Origin of the sequence: Tateyamaria rhodophyticola (assembly GCF_047777875.1) — a bacterium.
Classification (GTDB): domain Bacteria; phylum Pseudomonadota; class Alphaproteobacteria; order Rhodobacterales; family Rhodobacteraceae; genus Tateyamaria.
This window is the reverse complement of record NZ_CP180519.1, coordinates 1250907-1275165: the sequence shown is the minus strand read 5'-3', so window position 1 is coordinate 1275165 and position 24259 is coordinate 1250907. Positions and strand designations below refer to the sequence as shown.

General features: G+C 62.5%; 24 protein-coding genes. 13 read left to right on the top strand and 11 right to left on the bottom strand.

Annotated elements, in window-relative coordinates:
- Nucleotides 1-23 precede the first annotated feature (23 nt).
- On the top strand, nt 24-887 hold the full coding sequence (locus tag ACERHN_RS07820) for a D-amino-acid transaminase (RefSeq protein WP_415922075.1): 864 nt from the start codon (nt 24-26) through the stop codon (nt 885-887).
- A gap of 33 nt (nt 888-920) precedes the next feature.
- On the opposite strand, the gene ACERHN_RS07815 is transcribed toward ACERHN_RS07820, so the two are convergent.
- From ACERHN_RS07815 to pheS, 3 genes are all read right to left on the bottom strand, one after another.
- The gene (locus ACERHN_RS07815; RefSeq protein WP_415922074.1) at nt 921-1730 is read right to left on the bottom strand and encodes an alpha/beta hydrolase family esterase; all 810 of its coding nucleotides are present in this window, start codon (nt 1728-1730) and stop codon (nt 921-923) included.
- Between the two features lie 31 nt (nt 1731-1761).
- Nucleotides 1762-1980 (bottom strand): phenylalanyl-tRNA synthetase subunit beta, encoded by a 219-nt coding sequence (locus ACERHN_RS07810; protein WP_415922073.1) that lies wholly within the window; start codon nt 1978-1980, stop codon nt 1762-1764.
- Between the two features lie 128 nt (nt 1981-2108).
- A complete protein-coding gene (gene pheS, locus ACERHN_RS07805; RefSeq protein ID WP_415922072.1) occupies nt 2109-3182 on the bottom strand; it encodes a phenylalanine--tRNA ligase subunit alpha in 1074 nt (357 codons plus the stop codon).
- A 286-nt stretch (nt 3183-3468) separates the two neighbouring features.
- Between pheS and ACERHN_RS07800 the strand changes: the two genes are divergently transcribed.
- The 3 genes from ACERHN_RS07800 to ACERHN_RS07790 all read left to right on the top strand — a co-directional run bounded on the left by ACERHN_RS07800 (nt 3469) and on the right by ACERHN_RS07790 (nt 6351).
- Nucleotides 3469-4257: an OmpA family protein gene (locus ACERHN_RS07800; protein WP_415922071.1), complete on the top strand. Its 789-nt coding sequence runs from the start codon at nt 3469-3471 to the stop codon at nt 4255-4257.
- 208 nt (nt 4258-4465) lie between these two features.
- Nucleotides 4466-5212, top strand: coding sequence for a hypothetical protein (locus ACERHN_RS07795; RefSeq protein WP_415922070.1), 747 nt, complete (start codon nt 4466-4468; stop codon nt 5210-5212).
- Entirely contained in the window at nt 5209-6351 is a 1143-nt protein-coding gene (locus ACERHN_RS07790) for a pentapeptide repeat-containing protein (RefSeq protein WP_415922069.1), read from the top strand. Before ACERHN_RS07795 ends, ACERHN_RS07790 begins: the two co-directional genes overlap by 4 nt.
- 71 nt (nt 6352-6422) lie before the next feature.
- Here ACERHN_RS07790 and rplT read toward each other — a convergent pair whose 3' ends face one another.
- The 4 genes from rplT to pyk form a co-directional block, all read right to left on the bottom strand.
- Nucleotides 6423-6788 carry a 50S ribosomal protein L20 gene (rplT, locus tag ACERHN_RS07785; protein WP_299685735.1) on the bottom strand — a complete coding sequence of 122 codons (366 nt, stop codon included), beginning with the start codon at nt 6786-6788 and terminating at the stop codon, nt 6423-6425.
- Between the two features lie 14 nt (nt 6789-6802).
- The gene (gene rpmI / locus ACERHN_RS07780; protein ID WP_027263382.1) at nt 6803-7003 is read right to left on the bottom strand and encodes a 50S ribosomal protein L35; all 201 of its coding nucleotides are present in this window, start codon (nt 7001-7003) and stop codon (nt 6803-6805) included.
- Between the two features lie 164 nt (nt 7004-7167).
- On the bottom strand, nt 7168-7380 hold the full coding sequence (locus ACERHN_RS07775; protein ID WP_415922068.1) for a hypothetical protein: 213 nt from the start codon (nt 7378-7380) through the stop codon (nt 7168-7170).
- Nucleotides 7381-7425: 45 nt separating this feature from the next.
- Nucleotides 7426-8871 (bottom strand): pyruvate kinase, encoded by a 1446-nt coding sequence (gene pyk, locus ACERHN_RS07770; RefSeq protein ID WP_415922067.1) that lies wholly within the window; start codon nt 8869-8871, stop codon nt 7426-7428.
- 102 nt (nt 8872-8973) lie between these two features.
- Between pyk and ACERHN_RS07765 the strand changes: the two genes are divergently transcribed.
- The 3 genes from ACERHN_RS07765 (at nt 8974) to pheT (ending at nt 12571) form a co-directional block, all read left to right on the top strand.
- Entirely contained in the window at nt 8974-9711 is a 738-nt protein-coding gene (locus ACERHN_RS07765; protein WP_415922066.1) for an N-formylglutamate amidohydrolase, read from the top strand.
- 79 nt (nt 9712-9790) lie between these two features.
- Entirely contained in the window at nt 9791-10105 is a 315-nt protein-coding gene (locus ACERHN_RS07760; protein WP_415922065.1) for a DUF1244 domain-containing protein, read from the top strand.
- A gap of 69 nt (nt 10106-10174) precedes the next feature.
- Nucleotides 10175-12571: a phenylalanine--tRNA ligase subunit beta gene (pheT, locus tag ACERHN_RS07755; protein ID WP_415922064.1), complete on the top strand. Its 2397-nt coding sequence runs from the start codon at nt 10175-10177 to the stop codon at nt 12569-12571.
- A 116-nt stretch (nt 12572-12687) separates the two neighbouring features.
- Here the strand turns inward: pheT and ACERHN_RS07750 are convergent, their stop codons facing one another.
- Nucleotides 12688-13569, bottom strand: coding sequence for a LysR family transcriptional regulator (locus ACERHN_RS07750; protein WP_415922063.1), 882 nt, complete (start codon nt 13567-13569; stop codon nt 12688-12690).
- Nucleotides 13570-13654: 85 nt separating this feature from the next.
- Here ACERHN_RS07750 and ACERHN_RS07745 point away from each other — a divergent pair, with 85 nt between their 5' ends.
- Nucleotides 13655-14284 carry a class I SAM-dependent methyltransferase gene (locus ACERHN_RS07745; protein ID WP_415922062.1) on the top strand — a complete coding sequence of 210 codons (630 nt, stop codon included), beginning with the start codon at nt 13655-13657 and terminating at the stop codon, nt 14282-14284.
- A 60-nt stretch (nt 14285-14344) separates the two neighbouring features.
- A complete protein-coding gene (locus ACERHN_RS07740; RefSeq protein WP_415922061.1) occupies nt 14345-14791 on the top strand; it encodes a YtoQ family protein in 447 nt (148 codons plus the stop codon).
- Here the strand turns inward: ACERHN_RS07740 and ACERHN_RS07735 are convergent.
- A complete protein-coding gene (locus ACERHN_RS07735; protein WP_415922060.1) occupies nt 14761-15669 on the bottom strand; it encodes a LysR substrate-binding domain-containing protein in 909 nt (302 codons plus the stop codon). The two genes, ACERHN_RS07740 and ACERHN_RS07735, sit on opposite strands and share 31 nt — an antisense overlap.
- Before the next feature lie 194 nt (nt 15670-15863).
- Between ACERHN_RS07735 and katG the strand changes: the two genes are divergently transcribed.
- From katG to ACERHN_RS07715, 4 genes are all read left to right on the top strand, one after another.
- Nucleotides 15864-18041 (top strand): catalase/peroxidase HPI, encoded by a 2178-nt coding sequence (gene katG, locus ACERHN_RS07730; protein WP_415922059.1) that lies wholly within the window; start codon nt 15864-15866, stop codon nt 18039-18041.
- A gap of 149 nt (nt 18042-18190) precedes the next feature.
- A complete protein-coding gene (gene aspS, locus ACERHN_RS07725) occupies nt 18191-19972 on the top strand; it encodes an aspartate--tRNA ligase (RefSeq protein ID WP_415922058.1) in 1782 nt (593 codons plus the stop codon).
- Between the two features lie 64 nt (nt 19973-20036).
- On the top strand, nt 20037-21359 hold the full coding sequence (gene gltX / locus ACERHN_RS07720; RefSeq protein ID WP_415922057.1) for a glutamate--tRNA ligase: 1323 nt from the start codon (nt 20037-20039) through the stop codon (nt 21357-21359).
- 78 nt (nt 21360-21437) lie between these two features.
- A complete protein-coding gene (locus tag ACERHN_RS07715; protein WP_415922056.1) occupies nt 21438-22832 on the top strand; it encodes an MATE family efflux transporter in 1395 nt (464 codons plus the stop codon).
- Here the strand turns inward: ACERHN_RS07715 and ACERHN_RS07710 are convergent.
- The gene (locus ACERHN_RS07710) at nt 22812-23345 is read right to left on the bottom strand and encodes a gamma-glutamylcyclotransferase family protein (protein ID WP_415922055.1); all 534 of its coding nucleotides are present in this window, start codon (nt 23343-23345) and stop codon (nt 22812-22814) included. The two genes, ACERHN_RS07715 and ACERHN_RS07710, sit on opposite strands and share 21 nt — an antisense overlap.
- The gene (locus ACERHN_RS07705; protein WP_415922054.1) at nt 23342-24211 is read right to left on the bottom strand and encodes an inositol monophosphatase family protein; all 870 of its coding nucleotides are present in this window, start codon (nt 24209-24211) and stop codon (nt 23342-23344) included. Before ACERHN_RS07705 ends, ACERHN_RS07710 begins: the two co-directional genes overlap by 4 nt.
- Nucleotides 24212-24259: the final 48 nt, after the last annotated feature.

Sequence of the window (24259 nt, the reverse complement as noted above, 5' to 3'; positions counted from 1 at the left end):
ACCCTGATCAGAGGAATTTTGCCATGACACGCACTGTCTATGTGAACGGAGACTACCTGCCTGAAACCGACGCAAAGGTTTCGATCTTTGACCGCGGCTTTCTGATGGCGGATGGCGTTTACGAAGTGACCAGTGTTCTGGGCGGCAAGCTGGTGGATTTTGACGGACATGCCGTGCGGCTGGAGCGGTCGTTGGCCGAATTGGACATGCCCAACCCGATCAGCAAGGCGGACCTTCTGGAGGTGCACCGCGAGCTGGTGCGGGTGAACGGGATTGATGAGGGCATGGTGTATCTGCAGATTACACGCGGTGCGCCGGACGATCGTGACTTCGCCTTTCCGGATCCGGAAACGACGCCGCAGACCATCGTGCTGTTCACGCAGAACAAACCGGGCCTTGCCGCAAGCCCGATGGCACAAAAGGGCATGAAGGTCATCAGCATCGAGGACATTCGCTGGGGTCGTCGCGACATCAAGACCGTGCAGTTGCTGTATCCGTCCATGGGCAAGATGATGGCCAAGAAGGCGGGCGCGGATGATGCGTGGATGGTGCAGGACGGGTTCGTAACCGAAGGCACGTCCAACAACGCCTATATCGTGAAGGGCAACAAGATCATCACCCGCGAAAAGTCCAATGACATCCTGCACGGGATTACCCGTGCCGCGGTTCTGCGCTTTGCGCAGGAGGCGCAGATGGAAGTCGAAGAGCGCAACTTTACCATCGAAGAGGCGCGCACCGCGGATGAGGCATTCATCACCTCAGCCTCGACATTCGTGATGCCGGTTGTCGAGATTGACGGCACGCAATTGGGCGATGGCACGCCGGGGCGTGTGGCCCCGCGCCTGCGCGAAATCTATCTCGATGAAAGCATGAAAGCTGCGATCTGAATGGGTTTCCTGCCGCAACGCGGCAGGGTGTCTTCAGGGATAGCTGACCGGCAGGCCGAGCAGTTCGTCAAGCTGGCGCGCGATCCAGCCGTGCGGGATGAAATGACCGCCCGGGTGGACGTCAAGTGACACGCGTCCGCTGTCGCAATTGGTCCATTCCGTGCGGGTGAAGGTCAGGAAATCGACCTGGTTCCATTTGCCGCCGTCACGGCCTGCGCCGCAGTTCATCGCATCGCGCCACAGGAACACGGGGTAGGTTGTGTCAGTGTCGGGACCAAACGGGAAATCCAGCACATTGTCGTTCAACCCATGCACGTGGCGCACCTCTTGCGGGGCGTCCGCGCAGTTTTCGGTCTGGCTCAACGTGCCTGAAATGCCCAGCAGGGCCCGGATGTTGAGCCGCGCGCCCCGGTCGCAGGCCACACGCCATGCCATGATTGACCCGTAGGAATAGCCAGAGACAAAGATGTTATCGCGGTCCACCGGATAGCGTTTCAGGACATCTTCGATGACCTCCTGGGCAAAGGCGACATCTTCGGTCTCTGCAGACCAGAAATTCCATGTTTTGCGATTGCCATTGGGTGCGATGAGCAGAACGCCGCGTCGCCGTGTGGCCCCGGAGATGCGTTGATGTTGTACCGGCAGGGCGCCGGTGCGTTGCCAGCCATGAAAGTGGATCAGCACGGGCATGGCCGTGGAGCCGTCCCAGTCATCGGGTTCCCTGACGTGGTAGGACCGTTCCCCCACGGCGCAGGGCACGTCCAGATGACAGGCCTGCCATGGACCCATGGCGGCGGCAGGAAGGCCCCAGATAAGGGCGACGAGGGCAAGTACGTATCTCATAGGCCGCACGCTATGCATCCTGTCCGGCTTGTCACGTCACGTTGTCGTGGTTGTCTGTTTCAGAATTGCGCCGTTTGATCGCGTCGAGCCATTTGTCGATGAACAGGATGGGCAAGAGCACGATGGCCCAGCCGATGGCGTTGAGGATCGTGAAGGTCAGCTTCAGCCCAAACACCATCTCGGAGCGCCACAGGAAGACATGGGCGATCACGATCAGGGTGACGAGGGCGAGGACGAGAGCAAGGCGCATGTCAGGAGAGTAGCGTGCCCGGCCCATTGCGCCAGGTCTGGACATGTGTCGGTGCGGATGGCGGCCCGGGCCTTCGGGGAGGATTTTTTGGAACAGAGACGGGCATGGGGTGCGCCATCTGTCCGGAGTCAGCGGCTGAGGCCACCATGCAGGTTTGGCATATCCAGCGCGGAGAAGCCGTAGTGGCGCAGCCAGCGCAGGTCGCTGTCGAAGAACGCGCGCAGGTCGGGGATGCCGTATTTCAGCATGGCAATCCGGTCGATGCCCATGCCAAAGGCAAAGCCCTGCCATTCCGCGGGGTCGATGCCGCCTGCTTGCAGCACCTTGGGGTGCACCATTCCGGAGCCGAGGATTTCCAACCAGTCGTCACCCTCGCCGACCTTGAGCGTGCCGCCCTCCCAGGAACAGCGGATGTCGACTTCGGCGGATGGTTCGGTGAAGGGAAAGTGAGAGGCCCGGAAGCGCAGTTCCACGCCGTCGACTTCGAAATAGGCCTTTACGAATTCCTCAAGCACCCATTTCAGGTTGGCCATTGAAATATCGCGATCGATGGCGAGGCCCTCGACCTGATGGAACATGGGCGTGTGTGTCTGGTCGTAGTCCGCGCGGTAAACACCGCCCGGACAGATGATGCGCGTGGGCGCGCCCGTTGCCTCCATCGACCGGATCTGCACCGGAGAGGTGTGGGTGCGCAGCACATGAGGCGGGCGGTTGTCGCCTTCCGCCCGGTGCATGTAGAACGTGTCCATCTCTGCGCGGGCCGGGTGGTGGCCGGGGATGTTGAGGGCGTCGAAGTTGTACCAATCGGTGTCGATCCGCGGACCTTCGGCCACCGCGAACCCCATTTCAGCAAAGATGGCCGTGACCTCTTCGGTCACCTGACTGATGGGGTGCAATGTGCCTTGGCGCGTGCCGCGTGCGGGCAGGGTGACGTCCAGCCATTCCTCAACCAGTCGTGCATCTAGGGCTGCATCCGAAAGGGCGGCCTTTTTCGCGGCAAGTGCGCTGTTGATCTCATCCTTGAGCGCATTCAGCGCCGGACCGGCCACCTGCCGTTCTTCCGGTGTCATCTTGCCCAGTTCGCGCATTTTCAGCGCGACTTCGCCTTTTTTGCCAACGGCCGCGATGCGGATGTTTTCGAGCGTCGCCTCATCCGCCGCACCGCCGATTTGAGCCAGATATTTGTCGCGCAGATCATCCATGCCGCAGGCACCCCGTTTGGTTCTCCTGCGATCTAGCGCCCTGCGCGCGCCAGTGCAACCGTGGGCACATGCGGGCATGACCTACAAAACAGGCAAAAAAAGCGAATCACCTGATGTAGAGGAGGTTGCCTTGCGAATCACTTCATGTATGATTCGCCCCCATGGGCGGGTGTGCTGCCTGCGTCTCTGCCAAAGGCGCGGGCCGACAAGATCAAAAATCAATGCAAGGTGCATCCGCCAGCACATACTGCAGGCCCGCAATGGGTGATCTCTGGGGGATCGAGCAATGACACGACTGACCATGCATGCCCAAGGGGGACTGCCGCCGCAAAGTGCTGCGTTTGCGCCACCGCAACCCGCGCCGCGGCAGGTGCCACTTTGGGCAATTGTCGGGGGCGGGTTTCTGTTTCTGGCCATGTTCACGGCACTTGTGGTGACGACGACCCTGTTGATCGTGCAATCGCGGGACGCCGCACAGTTGCAAGCGGCCATGGCCCTGGATGAGCCGCCCGCGCCCGAAACCCCCATTGTTCAGGCAGCGTCGGTCCCTGCGGTTGCCACGGACGTGGAGCCCGAAGTCACGCGGACCAGCGTGGATCTGCTGGGCGCGGACCTCGCCGCCCCGGAACGGGCCCGCGTTGTGCCCCCGGTTGCCCTGCAAGAGCGGATACAGGCCCCCAGCTGCATCGACTACCTCGACACGCTGGTCAAAATCACGCATGTCCGCTTCCCGCTGGGCAGCAATGAGCCTGCAGCAGCGGATATGCCTCGGGTGCGGAACATGGCCACGGCGCTGCGTCTGTGTCCCGAGGTCAAGGTTGTTGTCGAAGGCCATTCGGATCGCCGCGGCAGCGACAAGCTGAACATGGACCTCAGCTGGTACCGGGCTGAGACGGTGATTCAGATCCTGCGCGACGAAGGATTCGAGACCGTGCAGATGGAGCCCTTGGGCTTTGGCGCGCGCCGCCCCATCAACCTGAGCGGCACGATCTCGGGTGAGGGTGAAAACCGCCGGGTGCAGTTCCAGTTGGTGCCACGTGATACCGTGGTGGACGACCGGCTGGCCCGGAACTGATAGCTTGAACTCAGGATGCCTTGCAGGGCGCACCATATGCCGGCGCGCTCGCAATCGCGCACGGACGTCTTTTCCACACCAGTGGCCGCTACTTTGGGTTGATTGAGCCGATCACGATGGGCCATTCTATACGGCGGAGTGTGGAATACCCTTTTCGTCTGATGATCCTGTTTTCTGGAACCGAAACCTGTGTTCGATAGACGTGTTCGTGCCGTCGCAGGTCGCGCATGAAGACGGCGCGTTTGATCTGATGACATCAGCGTGGTTCGGGACCACGCGGGATGACATTGAGACGGCAGGTGGTTTGCGTACGATCACAACGGGGCTGCATTCCGTCACCCTGACCATCGAAACATGCGGGGCGAGCCGTATGCGCCGGGACAAGCGGTATCGCAGCGCCCCGCTTACCCTGACCTTTGAGCGGTCACAGGATGATGTGCGCGAGACCGGTCGGGACGGATCCGCGGGCGCAACGTTCTCGGTGCCGCTTTGGAAGTATCTGACCCTGAGTGCGGGCGGCAAGGCGACTGGGAGTGACCAGTCGAAAGACACGGTGAAACTGGCGCAGGATGCAACCTTTGACGTCTATGAGGTTGATACGTCCGGACCTGCATCGTGGCGGATCGAGGCGGTCAATCCCGCCCGTCCCGTGCCGCATCTCAAGGGTGCGGAATTGCGGGATGTGGCGTTGTGCATGATTGATACACCTCAGTCGGAGGCAACGGTGACCGCGACCTTGTCAATTTCCCCGATGGATCTGTGGCTTGATGTGAATTCTGACGGTGCAGAGGCGTCGTTGGAGGATGAGGCAAACCAACGTGCCGTTTTGACGGCATTGGCAGGCAAGGCAGCGCAGGAGCGGGCGGTGGATGCGGTGTCACAGGGTGCCGTGGACGAAGAGGTCGTGGTGGCGCAGTCGGTGCTGCGCCGACATCCTGACGAGGATACGGGATGACATCTCCCTTTCTGAACGCGTCCTACCGTGCGGCGGCGGTCCGTGTGTTCGACAGCCCAAGCAAGCGGTTCACTGATCTGGTGGCCGCGGCGGGGTTGGACCCGGGACGGGATCTGCGCGGCAAGCCTTTGCGCCGGATCGTGCTGCAGCCAGATGAAGACATCGCGGGGTACGATTTTTCCGGCGCGGATCTAAGCGGGGCGGTGTTGCGCCGGGTGGATTTGAGACAGTGCGTTTTGGATGATGCTGTTCTGTCGGGTGCGGATGCGCGGGGTGCGCGGCTGCCGGAAGGATTTAAGGGTGCCGCATTGGTCGGGGATTTGCCCAAGGTTTTGAAATATGGACCAAACCGGTTGTGGCCGGAGGATTTGGTGCATGAGATCAATGAGGTTTTGGAAGAACACCGTGATCCGGATGAATTGTATCGTGAGGTGCGGATTCGGCTTGCGAATGGTCAAGCTAAGTTAGCACAGCATGTACTCCGCAGTCTTTGGGATTGGTATAATGGGACTTGGGGCATTGAAGATAAGTCAACGCTTGTGGTGGCTGCAGAATTTGCATTGGCGATTTGCATGCAGGGTCGGCTCCGTGAAGCTGAAGACTTGCATCGAATGCTATTGCCTCAGTTTGAAAAAAATTTTGGCTCTGATAACCGGGAAACGTTCACATTGAGGCACAATTTGGCGGATTGTATCCTGCGACAGGGAAAGCTGAAACGAGCATCGGCAGAGTTTGTGAATGTTATTGCCGACCAAGTTCGCGTTTTTGGTAATGGGTACGGACAAACGCATTTAGCGCAAACCAAGAACGCTCTTTCGCTGCTGGAGGTTGGATTGGCAACACAAGCGGCGACTGCGCTGGCGGAGGTGCCATCGGACTGGGAAGGTGACAATGCAAGCCAAATTGCCCAGTTGGTCTTGGTCCGGGGGTTTCTTGCAGATCTGCAGGGCGACGCGGAAATCGCCAATGAGTATCTCATGGAAGCACGGCGGCGCTTGGCGCTTTGCCATCCGTCGCATTACGTTCTGCGCATGATCGACTGTTACGAGGCGACACGTGTTCCCGGTGGGCCGGGGGGTACAACGCTTTGGGCGTTGCGCGATGCGCAAAACAGCGACGCGGCAGAGCCGGAGCAGTAATCCGCACTACATAAACGAAAAAAGCCGCCCCCGGATCGGGAGCGGCTTTTGCGATGTCTGTGAGGAAGCGTTTATGCGGGCAGGGCGCCTTTGGCCTGATCCACGATCGCAGCAAACGCTTCGGGCTCGTTCACGGCCAGATCGGCGAGCACTTTGCGGTCCACTTCGATCCCGGCTAGGTTCAGGCCGTTGATGAAGCGCGAGTATGTCAGCGCCTCATCATGGGCGCGGACGGCCGCGTTGATCCGCTGGATCCACAGCGCGCGGAAGTTGCGCTTGCGGTTGTGACGGTCACGTGTCGCGTACTGGTTGGCCTTGTCGACCGCCTGACGGGCGACCTTGAAGGTGCTCTTGCGACGACCATAGTAACCTTTGGCGGCCTTGATGACCTTCTTGTGACGGGCGTGGGTGACGGTTCCACCTTTGGTGCGGGACATATCGGTGCTCCTTCTTAGCGGTCGTAGGGCATGAAGCCCTTGACGATTTTGGCGTCGGGAGCCGACAGGGTTGTCGTGCCGCGCGCGTCACGAATGAATTTGCGGGTGCGTTTGATCATGCCGTGGCGCTTGCCGGCCTGACCTGCCATGACCTTACCGGTCGCGGTCACCTTGAAGCGCTTCTTGGCGCTCGATTTCGTCTTCATCTTGGGCATTTCCGTCTCCAGTCTTTTGAGTTCGGTATGTGCGCAACTCGGCATGCCACTTGGGCCGGACGCGCGGAACGAGATGGGCGTGTAGGACGGGTGCGCGCAAAGCGCAAGAGGTTTTCGCGCGAGCTGCCGTTTGCGACCCGACCGCCCCGTACCCGAGACGGCCCTTACGGGATGACCAGCGCCGCGACGCGTACAAAGGCGTTGGGGATATCCTCAAGCGTATAGCCGCCCGGCTTGGTCTGTACCGCGGTCAGGATCAGGCCGCCCGCAATCAGGATCGTAATGGCCGAGGCCCGCGGCGCGCGACCATCCGTGATCGCAGACAGGATCGACGGGATCGAAAACCCCGCAATCACAATCCCCAGCACCAAGAACATGTCCGGCGTCATCTGCACCCGTTCCCACGTTGACGTGGGGTGAGGCTACTCCGGATCGGTCGAGTAAATCAAACGCTCATCACAGGGTGCGACGCGCAGGATATTGGTCGTTCCCGTGACGTTGAACGGCACGCCTGCGGTTACGACCACCTGATCCTGTGCGGTGGCAAACCCGTGTTTGCGCGCGGCCAGAACGGCGGCGACAACCGCGCCCTTGAACCGGTCGACAGTGTCGGTGACGACGCAATTGCAGCCCCAGCTGAGCGACAGCCGCCGCGCCGTGTTGGCCAGAGGTGTCAGCGCGATGATCGGCACGCGGGGCCGTTCCCGCGCCACGAGGAGCGCCGTGGTGCCCGATTGCGTAAAGCAGCAGATCGCCTTGATATCCGCCGTCTCCGCGATTTCACGGGCGGCGGCCACGATGCCATCGGCAACGGACTTGCCGCTGATGTTGCGGCTGGCCTCGATGATCTGGGTATAGGTCGGGTCCTGCTCCACCTCGGCGGCGACGCGGTCCATGGTCGTCACGGCCTCAATCGGATAGCTTCCGGCGGCACTTTCCGCGCTGAGCATGACCGCATCCGCCCCTTCGTAAATGGCTGTGGCCACGTCACTGACCTCGGCCCGGGTGGGCATCGGGCTTTCGATCATGGATTCGAGCATCTGCGTGGCGACGATCACAGGTTTGGCCGCCGCACGGCATTTCCGGACAAGCCGCTTCTGAATCGGCGGTACGTTCTGCACCGGCAGCTCCACGCCGAGGTCCCCACGCGCGACCATGATCCCGTCCGACGCCTCGAGGATGTCGTCAAACCGCTCAACCGCGTTGGGCTTTTCGATCTTGGACAGAACGGCCGCGCGCCCCTTGATCAGCTCGCGCGCCTCCAGCACGTCCGCCGGGCGCTGCACAAAGCTCAGCGCGATCCAGTCCACACCCAGATCCGCGACAAAGGCCAGATCGGCGCGGTCCTTTTCCGACAGCGCCGCCAGAGGCAGTTCAACATCCGGAACGTTCACACCCTTGCGGTTGGAAATGGCGCCCCCTGCAATCACCGTGCAATCGGCAAAGTCGGGACCGCAGGCGGTCACCTTCAGGCGGATCTTGCCGTCATTCACCAGCAGGGTCGCCCCCGCTTCAAGCGCTGCAAAAATCTCCGGATGCGGCAGGCACACCCGGTTTACATCCCCCTCGGCGGGGTCGAGGTCCATGCGGAACGCAGCACCTTCCTCCAGCATCTCGCTGCCATTGGCAAACACACCCACGCGCAGCTTGGGTCCCTGCAAATCCGCAAGGATCGCAATGGTAGAGCCAAGGTCCGCCTCGATCTTGCGGATATGCGCGTGCTTGACGGCGATTTCTTCATGGCTGCCATGGGACATGTTCAGGCGGAACACGTCCGCCCCCGCCTCATGCAGGGCGCGGATCGTCTCGTATGTTTCCGACGCTGGACCCAGCGTGGCCACAATTTTCACATTCCGCATCCGCCGCATCACAGGCCCCTGTCAAATTGGTATCGCTAACAGCGCCCTTATTGCCCAATTCACAAGGCGAGGCAACTGGCCTACACGTGGCCCCAAGATGGTGAAGATAAAATGACATATGCCCCTTTTTCCGTCGAAGGTGTCGCGCGGCGCGGGCGCTGGCTGATCACATGCGATCACGCGTGCAACACCGTGCCGGACCAAGTTGCGGGCGGTGATCTGGGCCTGCCTGCGTCTGAAATGGAGCGCCACATTGCCTTTGATATCGGTGCTTTGGGCGTGGCCCGCGCGCTTGGTGCGTTGCTCGATGCTCCGGTGGTCGCGTCAAACTTCTCCCGTCTGGTGATCGACCCGAACCGAGGCGCGGATGACCCGACACTGATCCCGCAGCTTTATGACGGCACGATCATTCCGGGCAATCGCCATATCGACGCCGCAGAACGCCAGCGGCGCATCGACACGCTCTATGACCCCTACCACGGCGCCATCGCCGCGCAGGCCGCAGACCGCGATGTCATCTTCATCGCCATGCACAGCTTCACCCCGCAACTTAAGGACCGCCCGCCGCGACCATGGGAGGTGGGCGTGCTGTCCGCACAGGACCGGCGCATCGCCGATCCGCTGATCCGGCACCTCTCGGCGGCACTCGACAGCCCCGTGGGCGACAATGAGCCCTATGCGGGCTTCTTTCCCGGCGACAGCTTTACCCGCCACGCCCACGGACCGGGCCGGCCAAACGTTCTTCTGGAACTGCGCCAGGACCTGATCACAACGCCCGAAACCCAATCACTCTGGGCGGCCCGTCTTGCCACCCACCTTGAAGCGGCCCGGATCGACGCCAATCTCTGATCCACCCTTCATCTCGCCAGATAAACTCCGGGGTCCGGGGCAGAGCCCCGGTCCGACCCAAGCAAAAGGACCGAAACGCATGGACCATCAAACCCAGATCGAACTCGAAGCTGCCGCCTTCCGCCGCTTGCGCCAGCACCTGATGCAGGACCGCACGGATGTGCAGAATATCGACATGATGAACCTCGCGGGCTTTTGTCGGAACTGCCTGAGCCGCTGGTATCAGGAAGCTGCTGCCGAAAAGGGCATCGAGATGTCCAAGGACGCCGCGCGTGAGGCGTTCTACGGCATGACCATGGATGAGTGGAAAGCAAACTATCAGACCGAGGCCACGGACGCCCAGAAACAGGCGTTCGAGACCGCGCATGATGAGAATGTCAGCTTCAAGGGTTAAGCACGCCCGCTTGCACATGGGCGCGATCTTTGCCATTGCGGGCGCGATATCCGCGCAAAGGGCAGACCCATGAAATTCACGCTGAGCTGGCTCAAGGATCACCTCGATACCACCGCGTCGGTGGACGAGATCTGTTACGCTCTCACCGACCTCGGCCTCGAGGTCGAAGGGGTCGAGGATCGCGGGGCTGCGTTGGCCGATTTTACCATCGGTCACGTGCTCAGCGCGGAGAAACATCCCGATGCCGACCGCTTGCGCGTCTGTCAGGTTGCCACCGACGAAGGCACCAAGCAGATCATCTGCGGCGCGCCCAACGCGCGCGACGGCATCACAGTCGTCGTGGCCAAGCCCGGCGTCTACGTGCCCGGCATCGACACCACCATCGGTGTGGGCAAGATCCGCGGCATCGAAAGTTTCGGCATGATGGCGTCCGAACGCGAGATGGAGCTCAGCGACGAACATGACGGCATCATCGAACTGCCAAGCGGTGAGGTCGGGGAACGCTTTGTCGACTGGCTGGCAGCCAATGATCCAGCCAAGGTGGATCCGGTAATCGAAATCGCGATCACCCCGAACCGACCCGACGCGCTTGGCGTGCGCGGGATCGCGCGGGATCTGGCCGCACGCGGTGTCGGCACGCTGCGCCCGGCCAAGGTGCCCGAAGTCGAGGGCGCCTTTGTCTCTGACATCTCTGTCAGCATCGATGAGGATACGCGCGATGGGTGCCCTGCGTTCTTCGGGCGGCTGATCCGGGGCGTTAAAAATGGGCCAAGCCCGGCCTGGTTGCAGGACCGGTTGCGGGCAATTGGCTTGCGCCCGATTTCCTTCCTCGTGGATGTGACGAACTATTTCACCTATGATCTGAACCGGCCGCTGCACGTGTTCGATGCGGACAAGGTTGCCGGCAACCTGCGTGTGCACCGTGCCGCCGGTGGTGAAGAGATCGTGGCGCTGGACGAAAAGACCTATGCATTGCGCACGGATCAGATGGTGATTTCGGACGACAACGGGCCCGAAAGCATCGCGGGGATCATGGGGGGGGCCGAAACGGGCTGTACCGACGACACGGTGAACGTTTTTGTTGAAAGCGCCTATTGGGATCCGGTGCAGATCGCCTATGCCGGGCGCGCGCTCAAGATCAATTCCGACGCGCGGTATCGGTTCGAACGCGGCGTGGACCCGGCCTTTACGCCTGTGGGGCTCGATCATGCCTGCGCCATGATCCTCGAGCATGCGGGTGGCACGGCGTCCAACATGATCAGTGCGGGCGCCATACCGGACACAAGCCGGTCCTACCGGCTGGACGCTGTGCGGGTGCGGAGCCTTGTGGGCATGGACATCCCCGAAAGTGAACAGCGCCAGACCCTCACCGCGCTTGGTTTCCGTCTCGAAGGGGACATGGCGCATGTGCCCAGCTGGCGCCCGGACGTGATGGGAGAGGCGGACCTTGTCGAAGAGGTGGCGCGGATCGCATCGCTGACCAAGTTGCAGGGCAAGCCCTTGCCGCGTCTCACAGATGGCGTGCCAAAGCCCGTGATGACGCCCATGCAGCGGCGCGAACAGATCGCCCGCCGGACGGTGGCGGCGCTTGGGTACAATGAATGCGTGACCTACAGCTTTGTGGATCAGGCGTCTGCCGCGCTCTTTGGCGGGGGTGATGATGCCACCATGCTGGAGAACCCGATTTCTTCTGATATGAGCCACATGCGCCCCGCGCTGCTGCCCGGTCTGTTGCAGGCGGCGGCACGCAATCAGGCGCGCGGGTTCATGGATCTTGCCCTCTTTGAGGTGGGACCGGTGTTTCACGGGGGAGAGCCGGGTGAACAGCACACGCTGATCTCCGGCTTGCTTGTCGGGCGCACCGGGCCGAAGGACACGCACGGAGCGTCGCGCGCCGTGGACGTGTTCGACGTCAAGGCGGACGCCGAAGCCGTGCTGAGCGCGCTGGGCGCACCGGCCCGTGTGCAGATCCTGCGCGGCGCGCGGGAATGGTGGCACCCGGGGCGGCATGGCAAAATCTGCCTCGGGCCGAAGAAGGTGCTGGGCATCTTTGGTGAACTGCACCCCAAGGTACTGGCCGCGATGGACGTGAAAGGGCCTGCGATGGCCTTTACGCTGTGGCCTGCCGAAATCCCCTTGCCGCGCAAGAGCGGTGCGACACGCGGCGCGCTGGATATCAGTGACCTGCAAGCCGTAGAGCGGGATTTTGCCTTTGTCGTGGACGCGGATGTCGAGGCGCTGACCCTGGTGAACGCGGCGCTGGGAGCGGACAAGGGGATGATCGAGCACGTGCACGTGTTTGACGAATTCATCGGCGGATCGCTGGGGGAGGGCAAGAAGTCCCTGGCCATCACCGTGCGGTTGCAGCCGCGCGATGCCACGCTGAAGGAAGCCGAGATCGAGGCGGTGGGTCAGAAGGTCATCGAAAAGGTGGCCAAGGCCACCGGTGGCGTGCTGCGGGGGTAATCCCGCGGCCGCGGCCATGCCGCGACGACATTTTTTGTTGCAGGGGGCCAGCCCCCTCGGCCTGCGGCCTCACCCCCGGGATTTTCGGGAACAGAGACTGGAATGGTCTGGCGATGTCAGTCCTGCTGCATGGCGGCGGCGAGGTGATCAAAGACCAGCCGGATGCGGCGGCTAGTGTGCAGGTCACGATGTGTGACGAGCCAGATCGGGAATGTCAGGTGTGTGACGCCCTCGAGGACGCGCACCATGTCCGGGTCATCTTTTGCGATGCTGTCCGACATCGGGAAGAGACCGAACCCCTGGCGGACAAGCTCCCACACGGCGATGCCGCTGTCGGACCCGGCGCGGAAGTTCTCCGGCCGGATGACGATCCCGCGTGCGCGCATTGCGTCGACCATGGCGGTGTCATCACCGAGGCTGACAAAATCATGGTGTTGAAGGTCATCCAGTGTCTTTGGCGCGCCGCGGGACGCAATGTAGCCGTGGGACGCGTAGAGATGCGCGGGCGCGTCACGCACGAAGCGGGCGATCAGATCCGGTTCGGTGGGACGGACATGGCGGATGGCGATATCAGCCTCGCGCCGCAGGATGTCGCGGATATCGTTGGAGGCGATCAGGTCGATCCGCAATCCCGGAGCGATGCGGCGCAGGTCCTGCAGGATACCGGGCAGCAGCCGTGCGCTGGTGAGGTCACTTGCCGTCACCCTGATCTGACCTTCGAGCGCTTCGGCGCGGCCCTGGGCCCGTGTGGAGATGCGGGTTGCCGCGGCCTCCATCTGGCGGGCGTCCGGCAAAAGGTCCTGTCCCGCCTCGGTCAGGCGCAGCCCGCGCCCGGCCCGTTCAAACAGACCCATGCCCAGTTCCGCCTCGAGCGCTGCCACCTGGCGGCCCAATGTGGGTTGCGTCAGGCCAAGCGCACGTGCGGCGGCGGAATAGGACCCGGTGTCCGCGGTTGCCAAAAACGCGCGCAGGCGGGTCCAGTCAAAATTGTAATCCATGCGTTTTTGCATGATAGCCTTGCGAATTTCAGCGATTTTAGTCTGATATTGCGCGATTTATATGCGCAGACAAAGGAGATGTTCAATGACACCCACGTCTGAATTCTGGGACAAGCTGGCCCCGAAATACCGTCAGCAGAAGATATCTGATGAGACAGCCTATGCCGCGACGCTGGCGTTGGTGCGGCAATACGTGGCCGCGGACGCGCGCGTACTCGAGTTGGGCTGCGGCACGGGCGGAACCGCGTTGAAGCTGGCCGGGGACGTGCACAGCATTGTGGCCACGGATTTCTCGGCAGGCATGATTGCGCAGGCGCTGGCGCGCCCCGCCGCACCGAATGTGCAATTCATGCAGGCAGACGTGTTTGAACCCGCGTTGGAGCCGGGTGTGTTCGACGCCGTCCTAGGCTTCAACCTGTTTCATCTCGTGCAGGATGCGCCCGCACAGTTTGCGCGCGTCCATGCGCTTTTGCCCCAAGGGGGGCTTTTCATCTCGAAAACCCCTTGCATCGGTGAGCGGTCGCTTGGGTTCAAGTTCTCGATGATCCGCGCGATGGTGCCGTTGATGCAGCGGTTCGGAAAGGCGCCCTATGTGCGTTATTTCAAGACCCGCGAGGTGGTGGAAGAGATCAAGGCCGCAGGGTTCGAGGTGCTGGAAACCGGCAATTACCCGGACTTGCCGCCCGCTCACCTGGTGGTGGCGCGCAAGCTTTGACCTTGCCAAGCCGCGTGGGCGGCGTAGGTGTGGCGGGCGCATGACCAAAGGAGGCCCGCCATGCTGAACGTCTATCTTTCCGGTGAAATCCATACCGATTGGCGCGAACAGATCATCACCGGCGCCCAGGGCCTCGATGTGACGTTTTCCGCGCCGGTGACGGACCACGCCGCCAGTGATGATTGCGGTGTCGCGATCCTTGGCGAGGAGCCGAACAAGTACTGGCACGACCACAAGGGCGCGATGGTGAACGCGATCCGCACGCGCAAGGGCATCGCCGATGCGGATGTGGTCGTCGTGCGCTTTGGCGATCAGTACAAGCAGTGGAACGCGGCGTTCGACGCAGGCTATGCGGCCGCGTTGGGCAAATCGCTCATCATTCTGCACGGGCCGGATCATGCCCATGCGCTCAAGGAGGTCGATGCTGCGGCATTGGCCGTGGCGCAGGAGCCGTCACAGGTGGTGGAAATCCTGCGCTATGTGTTGACCGGGTCTTTGCCGGGCTGAGCGGCGGCGACGATCTGCGCCACCTCTGACAGTGCGTCCGACATCGGGTTCGTTTTGCGCCACACCATGCCGATGCGCCGTTGGGGTGCCGGTGCGGCAAAGCGGGCGACACTGACCGGGGCGGCGCGCGCCTCGACCGCAACGGCCATGTCCGGGATCAGCGTAACGCCAAGGCCCGCGCCGACCATCTGCACGAGGGTGGACAGCGCGCTGCCATCCAAGCCTTCGCGCGCCCCGGCCTGACCCATATTGCAGAACGACAGGGCCTGATCCCGGAAACAGTGGCCTTCTTCGAGCAGCAGGAGGCGCATGGCGTGCAGGCCGTCGGGTCGGGGCACGGGGGCATCCGCGTCACGGGCGGGACGCACCAACACCATGTCTTCGTCAAAAAGCGGTGTTTCCGCGAGGGTTGGTTCATCCAGTGGTAGTGCCACAATGGCGGCATCCAGCTTGCCATCCTGCAACTCGGCGACAAGGCGGGGCGTCACCGTTTCGCGGATATGCACATCAAGGCCCGGGCGGGCCGTTGTCAGCGCGGGCAAGACGGTGGGCAGCAAATAGGGCGCAACCGTCGGAATGACTCCAAGCCGCAGGCGTCCCGCCAGACCATCGCGGGCGGCACGGGCCAGATCGGACAGCCCGTCCACATCACGCAGAATTGCGCGCGCCCGCGGTGCGAACTCTTCACCAAAGCGGGTCAGGCGCACCTGTTTCGGGGTGCGTTCAAACAGCTGCAGGCCAAGCGATTGCTCCAACTCCTTGATCTGTACCGAAAGGGCCGGTTGCGACACGGCACATGCCTCGGCCGCGCGGCCAAAGTGGCCGGTTTTGGCGACGGCTTCGAAATAGCGGAGCTGCTTCAGGGTCAGATTTGCCATAGGTATTAGTTATCGCGATCATAAAATAATGCAACTTCGTCTTATCGTTTGAGTTTGTTAGCAACGGATCAGACGACGATGCAGAGCGATTCGTGCTTTGCCCGGCGGTGGAAATGCGAAACAAGTCTAGAATGATTCAAAACTCGGCTTATCTCGCCGCGGAACCAACATCCAAACTTTGATCGGAGAGCGATATGGACGGAAACGACATCGGAAAATGCCCGGTGATGCATGGCGGGCCAATGAACATGACGTTGAGCGCGCGGTCGAACAAGGATTGGTGGCCCAATGCCCTGAACCTGGACGTGCTGCATCAGCACGGTGCGCGCACCAACCCGATGGATCCCGATTTCGACTATCGCGAGGCGGTCAAAGGCCTCGACTATGACGGGGTCAAGGCCGACCTGACCGCGCTGATGACCGACAGCCAGCCGTGGTGGCCTGCGGATTGGGGTCACTATGGTGGTCTGATGATCCGCATGGCGTGGCACGCGGCGGGCACGTACCGGACGTCCGACGGGCGCGGGGGCGGCTCCACCGGGGACCAGCGGTTTGCGCCGCTGAACTCGTGGCCGGACAACGCGAGCCTCGACAAGGCGCGTCGCCTGCTGTGGCCGATCAAGAAGAAGTACGGCAACGCGCTCAGCTGGGCGGACCTGATGCTGCTCGCGGGCAATGTCGCTTACGAATCGATGGGGCTGAAGACATTTGGCTTTGGCTTTGGCCGTGCGGACACATGGGCGCCGGGCATCGACATCAACTGGGGCGAAGAGACCGAGTGGTTGGCCCCATCCGAGAACCGGTACGAGGATCTGGATGATCCGTCGACCATGGCGGGCTCGCTGGCGGCGGTGCACATGGGCCTGATCTATGTGAACCCCGAAGGTGTGAACGGCAATCCCGACCCGGCCCGCACTGCGCTGCACGTCCGCGAGACGTTCCTGCGCATGGCGATGAACGATGAGGAAACGGCGGCCCTGACCTGTGGCGGTCACACCGTGGGCAAGGCGCACGGCAACGGCGACGCCGGTGCGCTGAGCGCGGAGCCGGAAGGCGGCGCGATCGAGAACCAGGGCTTTGGCTGGATGAACCCGAACCAGACGGAGACGGCGGATTCGCTGGTCACGTCAGGCATCGAGGGCGCCTGGACCACTGAGCCGACCAAATTCGACATGGGCTATTTCAAACTGCTCTTCGGCTACGAATGGCAGCTGACCAAATCGCCCGCCGGTGCCCATCAGTGGGAGCCGATCGACATCAAGGAAGAAGACATGCCCGTGGACGCCGGTGACGGCGTGACGCGCCGCATGCCGATGATGACGGACGCGGACATGGCGATGAAGGTGGACCCCGCCTATCGCGCGATTTGCGAAAAGTTCATGGCGGACGAAGAGTACTTCCGCGACACCTTTGCCCGCGCATGGTTCAAGCTGACCCACCGCGACATGGGGCCAAAGGCCAACTATATCGGCCCGGAAGTGCCCGAAGAGGACCTGATCTGGCAGGATCCGGTGCCTGCGGGATCGACCTCGTATGACGTGGAGGCGGTCAAGGCCAAGATCGCGGACAGCGGTCTGTCCCACACGGACATGATCAACACCGCATGGGACAGCGCGCGGACCTTCCGCGGGTCGGACAAGCGGGGCGGTGCCAATGGCGCGCGCATCCGTCTGGCACCGCAGCGCGGTTGGGAAGGCAATGAGCCCGAGCGTCTTGAGGCGGTTCTGGCCGTGCTGGAGCCCATCGCGGCGGAAACCGGTGCATCCGTTGCGGACGTGATCGTTCTGGCGGGCAATGTCGCGGTTGAGGCGGCGGCGAAGGCCGCAGGCCACGATGTGACCGTGCCGTTCACGCCCGGTCGTGGCGATGCCACGGACGCGCAGACCGATGCGGAGTCCTTTGCGCCGCTGGAACCTGTCGCAGACGGCTTCCGCAACTGGCAAAAGGGTGACATGGACGCCAGCACCGAAGAGGCGATGCTGGACCGCGCACAACTGCTGGGCCTGACGGCGCAGGAGATGACTGTCCTGCTCGGCGGGATGCGCGTTCTGGGCACCAACTACGGCGGCACGGAGCACGGTGTGTTCACCGACCGCAAGGGGCAGCTGACCAGCGACTTCTTCGTGAACCTCACGGACATGGCCAACAGCTGGCACCCGGTCGAGGGCGGCACGTACGAGCTGCGCGACCGCGCGACCGGCGCGGTCAAGTGGACCGCCACGCGCGCTGATCTGGTGTTCGGCTCGAACTCGATCCTGCGCGCCTATGCCGAGGTTTATGCCCAGGACGACAACGCGGGCAAATTCGCGCGCGACTTCGTTGCGGCCTGGACCAAGGTGATGATGAACGACCGGTTCGACCTCGCCGCCTGACCCGGCGGTCCGGTTTGAGACACTGCGCGGGCTGCCCCTCTGGGTGGCCCGCGTTTTTATTGGGTGGCACGGCCCCCCATGCTTGACTTATCCCCCCTTGGACGGTGTATCTGCGCCGAATTCCGACCAGCGCCGAAAGGGCCATTTCCATGCATGCATACCGCTCTCACACCTGTGCCGCTCTGACTTCGGCAAATGTGGGTGATACCGTGCGCCTCGCCGGGTGGGTGCACCGGGTCCGCGACCATGGCGGTGTGCTGTTCATCGACCTGCGCGACCATTACGGCGTGACGCAGGTGCTGTGCGATCCCGACAGCCCCGTGTTCTCCGAGATGGAGAAAGTGCGCAGCGAATGGTGCATCCGCATTGACGGCACCGTAAAGGCGCGCGATGCGTCGCTGATCAACGACAAGATCCCGACGGGTGAGATCGAAGTGTTCGTGCGCGACCTCGAAGTGCTCGGCCACGCGGGCGAGCTGCCGCTGATGGTGTTCGGGGATCAGGAGTATCCCGAGGAAACACGCCTCACCTACCGCTATCTCGACCTGCGCCGGGACAAGATGCAGGAGAACATGAAGCTGCGCTCCGACGTGGTTGCGTCGATCCGCAAGCGCATGTGGGACAAAGAGTTTCGCGAGTATCAGACGCCGATTATCACGGCCTCCTCGCCCGAAGGCGCGCGCGATTTCCTCGTGCCGTCGCGCCTGCATCCGGGCAAGTTCTATGCGCTGCCGCAGGCGCCGCAGCAGTTCAAGCAGCTGCTGATGGTGTCGGGCTTTGACAAGTATTTCCAGATCGCGCCCTGTTTCCGCGACGAAGACCCGCGCGCCGACCGCTCGCCCACCGATTTCTATCAGCTCGATTTGGAGATGTCTTTTGTCACGCAGCAGGACGTGTTCGACACCGTGGCCCCCGTGCTGGCCGGTGTGTTCGAAGAGTTCGGTGGTGGCAAAAAGGTCGATGCGCCCGAGACGTGGGAACAGATTTCCTACCGTGACGCGGCCCTGTGGTACGGCAGCGACAAGCCGGACCTGCGGAACCCTATTAAAATGCAAGTGGTCTCCGACCACTTCCGCGATTCCGGCTTTGCGATTTTCGCAAAGCTGTTGACGCAGGATGGCACCGAAATCCGCGCCATTCCCGCGCCGGGCGGCGGTTCCCGCAAGTTCTGCGACCGCATGAACGCCTATGCCCAGAAAGAGGGCCTGCCGGGGATGGGCTATATCTTCTGGCGCGATCAGGGTGAGGGCATGGAAGCCGCCGGTCCACTGGCCAAGAACATCGGGCCGGAGCGTACCGAGGCGATCCGCCAGCAACTGGGTCTGGGTGTAGGCGATGCGGCGTTCTTCCTCGGCGGCAAGCCGAAGGCGTTCGAGGCCATCGCGGGGCGTGCGCGCAATGTGATCGGCGAAGAGCTGAAGCTGATTGATGAGGACCGGTTCGCCTTTGCCTGGATCGTGGATTTCCCGATCTACGAACAGGACGAGGAAAGCGGCAAGATCGACTTTGAGCACAACCCGTTTTCCATGCCGCAGGGTGGGATGGAGGCGCTGGAGGGCAATCCGCTCGACGTGCTGGGCTATCAGTATGACCTCGCCTGCAACGGCTATGAGCTGGTGTCGGGCGCCATCCGGAACCACCGCCCCGAGATCATGTTCAAGGCGTTCGAGATTGCCGGCTATGGCAAGGATGAGGTCGAGAAGCGGTTTGGCGGGATGGTGAATGCGTTCCAGTATGGCGCACCTCCCCACGGCGGCTGTGCGGCGGGCATCGACCGGATCGTGATGCTGCTGGCCGGTGAACAGAACATCCGCGAGGTGATCCTGTTCCCGATGAACCAGCGCGCCGAAGACCTGATGATGGCGGCCCCGTCGGAGCCGCAGAGCGATCAGCTGATGGAGCTTGGCCTGCGGGTCATTCCGCAGGAATAGTGTATGAACGGTGTACGACCTGTGCACAGGTTGTGACCGGACTTTCGGGCTCGAGGAGAGTACCATGACCACCACACGTTTCGCGCCCTCGCCTACGGGCTATCTGCATGTGGGCAACCTGCGCACGGCGCTGATGAACTACCTGATTGCGCGCAAGGCGGGGGGCACGTTCATCCTGCGCATCGACGACACCGACCCCGAGCGGTCGAAGGAAGAATACGTTGATGCGATCAAGCAGGATCTGGAGTGGCTGGGCCTTACCTGGGACAAGGTGGAGCGTCAGTCCGAGCGGCTTGGACGCTATGCCGAAGCGGCGACGAAACTGCGCGAGATTGGCCGCTTCTACGAGGCGTTCGAGACGCCGGTGGAACTGGACCTGAAGCGCAAGAAACAGCTGAACATGGGCAAGCCGCCGGTCTATGACCGTGCGGCCCTGGCGTTGAGTGACGCAGAGGTTGCCGCGATGCGTGCCGAACGCGGGCAGGGTGTGTGGCGGTTCAAGCTGGATCACCAACGCATTGAATGGAAAGACGGAATCATTGGTGATGTGAGCATTGATGCCGCATCGGTTTCCGATCCGGTGCTGATCCGGCAGGACGGTCAGGTGCTCTACACGCTGGCATCGGTTGTCGATGACACGGAAATGGGTGTGACGGATGTGGTGCGCGGGTCGGACCACGTGACCAACACCGCGACACAGATCCAGATCATCGAGGCGTTGGGCGGTACGGCGCCGCGCTTTGCCCACCATTCGTTGCTGACCGGTCCGCAGGGCGAGGCGCTGTCGAAACGGCTGGGGACACTGGCGCTGCGCGATCTGCGTGCGCGGGGGGTGGAGCCGATGGCGTTGCTCAGTCACCTGGCGCGTTTGGGATCATCAGATCCGGCGGAGCTGATGATGGATATGGCGGCGCTGATTGACGGGTTTGAGGTGTCGCATTTTGGCACGGCCCCGACGAAGTTCGATGTGGATGATCTGTTCCCCCTGACGGGGCGCTATTTGCAGGCCTTGCCGCTGGATGCGGTGCGCGACCGTGTGGCCGCGGTGGGTGTGCCGGACGATCAGGCCGAAGCGTTCTGGACCGTGATCCGCGACAATATCGAGACGCTGAACGATCTTGAGCCGTGGTGGGTGATTTGCTGTGATGGAGCCGATCCGGTGATCGATGATGAGGACCGTGATTTCGTCGCGCAGGCCATGACGATGCTGCCCGAAGGCCCGTTTGATGCGGACACCTGGGGGGCGTGGACGGGCGCGGTGAAGGCCGCGACCGGGCGCAAGGGGCGTGGGTTGTTCATGCCGCTGCGTAAGGCGCTGACCGGGCAGGCGCACGGGCCGGATATGGGGGCGCTGATGCCCTTGCTCCGGGTTGTGAAGGCCCGCTGATGCCCCGGCGGGGGGCGCTTTTGACAGAGCGGCCCTCCGGGGGGAGTTTTCCTTGCGAGATGAAGATGGGATTGTCCTGTGGCTGAGGCGCAGGCGAAATTCCTGAGCGGTTCCCTGTTCCGCCATGTGTCGGTGATGTCGCTGACAGCGACCGTGGGTCTTATGGCCGTGTTTCTGGTCGATTTCATCGACATGGTTTTCATTTCCATGCTGGGGCAGGCGGAGTTGGCGGCGGCCATTGGCTATGCCGGCGCAATTCTGTTTTTCACCACATCCTTTTCCATTGGCATGGCGATTGCCGTCGGTGCGCTGGTGGCGCGGGCGCTTGGGGCGGGGGACGCCGAGGGCGCGCGTGCGCGGGCGAGCCATGGGTTGGTCTATGGCATTGTGTTGGGAACGGTGTTTGCGGCGCTGGTGTGGGTGAATGTGCCCGTGTTTGTGACGTGGATCGGCGCAGAGGGGGAGACGGCCGCACTGGCGCAGGGCTATTTGCGCATCATCGTGCCATCGCTGCCGTTTCTGGTGGTGGGTATGATGGGCAGCGGTATCCTGCGCGCCCATGGGGATGCCCGGCGGTCGATGATGGCGACGATCTATGGCGGCGGCGTGAATGCGGTGCTTGATCCCATCCTGATCTTCGGGCTTGGGCTGGATCTGACCGGGGCCGCGTTGGCGTCCGTTGCGGCACGTGTGGTCATTGCGATGACGGCGATCCTTCCGATTTTGCGGCACCATGGCGGGCTGCCGCGACCGGACGTGGCGGGATTGGTTGCGGATTTCCGACCGTTGGTGACGATTGGCATTCCGGCGATCCTGACGCAGATGGCGACGCCCGTGGGCCAAGCCATTGTCACCCGGTCGATGGCGCAATACGGGCTGGAGGCGGTGGCGGGCATGGCCATTGTCGGGCGGTTGATGCCGGTGAGTTTTGCCGTGGTCTTTGCCCTGTCCGGGGCGGTTGGACCCATCATAGGGCAGAACCACGGGGCGCAGAATTGCGACCGTGTCCGCGCCGGATTTAACGCTGCGCTGCAATTTGCAGGCCTCGTGGTCGTGTTCATCTCTGCCGTGCTTTTCGGATTGCGCGGGCCCATTGCGGATCTGTTCGATGCCACCGGATTGACGCGCGATCTTGTGTTCCTGTTTTGCGGTCCGCTGGCGCTTTTATTCTTTTTCAACGGGGTGCTGTTTGTATCCAACGCGGCGTTCAACAACCTCGGTCACCCGTTTTACAGCACCTGGATGAACTGGGGGCGCAACACGGTGGCGATGATCCCCTTGGTCACTGTCGGGGCGTGGATCTATGGTGCGCCGGGTGTGTTGGTCGGCCAGGCGCTGTCCGGTGTGGTGTTCGGGGTTGTGGCCTGGATCCTCGCGTTGCGGACCATTGCACGGGGTGGGGACGATGGCGCGCAACGGGACCGGTTTGGGCGCGAAGGGCGGCTGATGTCGCTATTGAACCTGCGCAAGTAGACGGTCGGTCAGCGCGCGTTCCTGCGCACTCAGCTGTTGCGCGCGCGGGTAAAGCGGGGCGGCACGATCATCCCGGACGGGTGTATCCCAGCCGTCTGTCGTGTCAAAGAAGGCCTCTGCCCCCGCTTGACCGAACTCGCGCACAAAACCTTGTACAACAACGTCGAGATAGCTCAGCAAAATGGTATGATCGCCGCCGGTTTTCTGACGCGTTTCCGGCACGCGGTAAAAGGCCATCGGGCGCGCGTCGTGATCCACCGCGTCTTGCGCCGGAATGCGGTCATAGCCGGTTTCGCGCAGGTCGAGCGCGGACCAGTCCGCACCCGGAACCTGTGCCACGAGGCCGTCGATTGTCGTGCCCGGATCGGGACGAACAGACAGGAACACCACGTCGCGCAGGTCCGTGCGGACCCATTCGCGTCGCCAGCCACGCAGCTGTGCAGGCTGCGCCGAGGGGTAATCGTGCGTGGCGCGATTGACGAGGCTGCCATAGCCGAAAAACCACGGGATCATGAATCGGACAAAAGGTCGGCAAAGTGGGTGGCGACGGTGTCCCACGTCTCTGCGCTGGCCGCCGTCAGCAAAAAGCCCGAGGTTTTGGTCGCGTCATAGGGCGTGCCGTCCAGCATCGCCGTCTTGCCGCCCGCTTGCGCGGAGATCAGAGCACCGGCGGCGTGGTCCCAGCTGTTGAGGTGGCTGGACAGCACGAAGTCCACGGCACCCGTGGCCAGCAGCCGGTATTCATGGGCCGAACAGCGCAGCGCGCCCGCATGGGCCAGCACACCAACCTTGCGCCACATGATTGCCTGATCCGCCGGTTCCATCAGGCGGATGTGCATGTAGCCGACCATTTCGGAGAGCGGTTTGGGTGCGCGCGTGTGGATCGGGCGTTGGCGGCCCGATTTTGTCTGCCAGAGCGCCGGAGAGGTATGGTCCGCCATCACGGCATCGTCGCCGATGGGGTCATAAATCAGGCCGAACACGGGCTGACCAAAGCGGCACACCGCGATGATCGTGCCAAAGAGCGGCATGCCGCGTGCGAAATTCCAGGTGCCATCCACCGGGTCGATGATAAAGCACAGCTCGGCGTCACCGATGCCATCCAGCAGGTCGGGCTTTTTCGAAATGGCTTCTTCCCCGATGACGAGCGCATGCGGAAAGGCCATTTGCAGGCCGCGTGTGATCATTGCCTCTGCGCCGGTATCGGCGGCGGTGACAAGGTCCATCTCGTCCGCCTTTGTGTCGATGTCGCCTGTGTCGAGCTGGCGGAAGCGGGGCAGGATTTCTGCCCGTGCGGCGCGCCGTACAAGGTTCAGCAGTTGGGTCTTTTGCGCAGTCGAGAGGGGGGCGGTGACGGGCATGGGCAGCGCGTCGGTCATTCCTGGAACCTTTGGTGCAGCTGAAAGTCTGATGGGTGTCTGGCACGG

Bases quoted from the DNA above. Each gene is read 5' to 3' on its own strand.
- ACERHN_RS07760 (WP_415922065.1), top strand. From the start codon at position 9,791: ATGGACCATCAAACCCAGATCGAACTCGAAGCTGCCGCCTTCCGCCGC.
- ACERHN_RS07710 (WP_415922055.1), bottom strand. From the start codon at position 23,345: ATGATCCCGTGGTTTTTCGGCTATGGCAGCCTCGTCAATCGCGCCACG.
- katG (WP_415922059.1), top strand. From the start codon at position 15,864: ATGGACGGAAACGACATCGGAAAATGCCCGGTGATGCATGGCGGGCCA.
- ACERHN_RS07745 (WP_415922062.1), top strand. From the start codon at position 13,655: ATGACACCCACGTCTGAATTCTGGGACAAGCTGGCCCCGAAATACCGT.
- aspS (WP_415922058.1), top strand. From the start codon at position 18,191: ATGCATGCATACCGCTCTCACACCTGTGCCGCTCTGACTTCGGCAAAT.
- pheS (WP_415922072.1), bottom strand. From the start codon at position 3,182: ATGGATGATCTGCGCGACAAATATCTGGCTCAAATCGGCGGTGCGGCG.
- gltX (WP_415922057.1), top strand. From the start codon at position 20,037: ATGACCACCACACGTTTCGCGCCCTCGCCTACGGGCTATCTGCATGTG.
- ACERHN_RS07820 (WP_415922075.1), top strand. From the start codon at position 24: ATGACACGCACTGTCTATGTGAACGGAGACTACCTGCCTGAAACCGAC.
- ACERHN_RS07790 (WP_415922069.1), top strand. From the start codon at position 5,209: ATGACATCTCCCTTTCTGAACGCGTCCTACCGTGCGGCGGCGGTCCGT.
- pyk (WP_415922067.1), bottom strand. From the start codon at position 8,871: ATGCGGCGGATGCGGAATGTGAAAATTGTGGCCACGCTGGGTCCAGCG.
- pheT (WP_415922064.1), top strand. From the start codon at position 10,175: ATGAAATTCACGCTGAGCTGGCTCAAGGATCACCTCGATACCACCGCG.
- ACERHN_RS07765 (WP_415922066.1), top strand. From the start codon at position 8,974: ATGACATATGCCCCTTTTTCCGTCGAAGGTGTCGCGCGGCGCGGGCGC.
- ACERHN_RS07775 (WP_415922068.1), bottom strand. From the start codon at position 7,380: ATGTTCTTGGTGCTGGGGATTGTGATTGCGGGGTTTTCGATCCCGTCG.
- ACERHN_RS07815 (WP_415922074.1), bottom strand. From the start codon at position 1,730: ATGAGATACGTACTTGCCCTCGTCGCCCTTATCTGGGGCCTTCCTGCC.
- ACERHN_RS07800 (WP_415922071.1), top strand. From the start codon at position 3,469: ATGACACGACTGACCATGCATGCCCAAGGGGGACTGCCGCCGCAAAGT.
- ACERHN_RS07735 (WP_415922060.1), bottom strand. From the start codon at position 15,669: ATGGCAAATCTGACCCTGAAGCAGCTCCGCTATTTCGAAGCCGTCGCC.
- ACERHN_RS07705 (WP_415922054.1), bottom strand. From the start codon at position 24,211: ATGACCGACGCGCTGCCCATGCCCGTCACCGCCCCCCTCTCGACTGCG.
- rplT (WP_299685735.1), bottom strand. From the start codon at position 6,788: ATGTCCCGCACCAAAGGTGGAACCGTCACCCACGCCCGTCACAAGAAG.
- ACERHN_RS07810 (WP_415922073.1), bottom strand. From the start codon at position 1,980: ATGCGCCTTGCTCTCGTCCTCGCCCTCGTCACCCTGATCGTGATCGCC.
- ACERHN_RS07750 (WP_415922063.1), bottom strand. From the start codon at position 13,569: ATGGATTACAATTTTGACTGGACCCGCCTGCGCGCGTTTTTGGCAACC.
- ACERHN_RS07740 (WP_415922061.1), top strand. From the start codon at position 14,345: ATGCTGAACGTCTATCTTTCCGGTGAAATCCATACCGATTGGCGCGAA.
- rpmI (WP_027263382.1), bottom strand. From the start codon at position 7,003: ATGCCCAAGATGAAGACGAAATCGAGCGCCAAGAAGCGCTTCAAGGTG.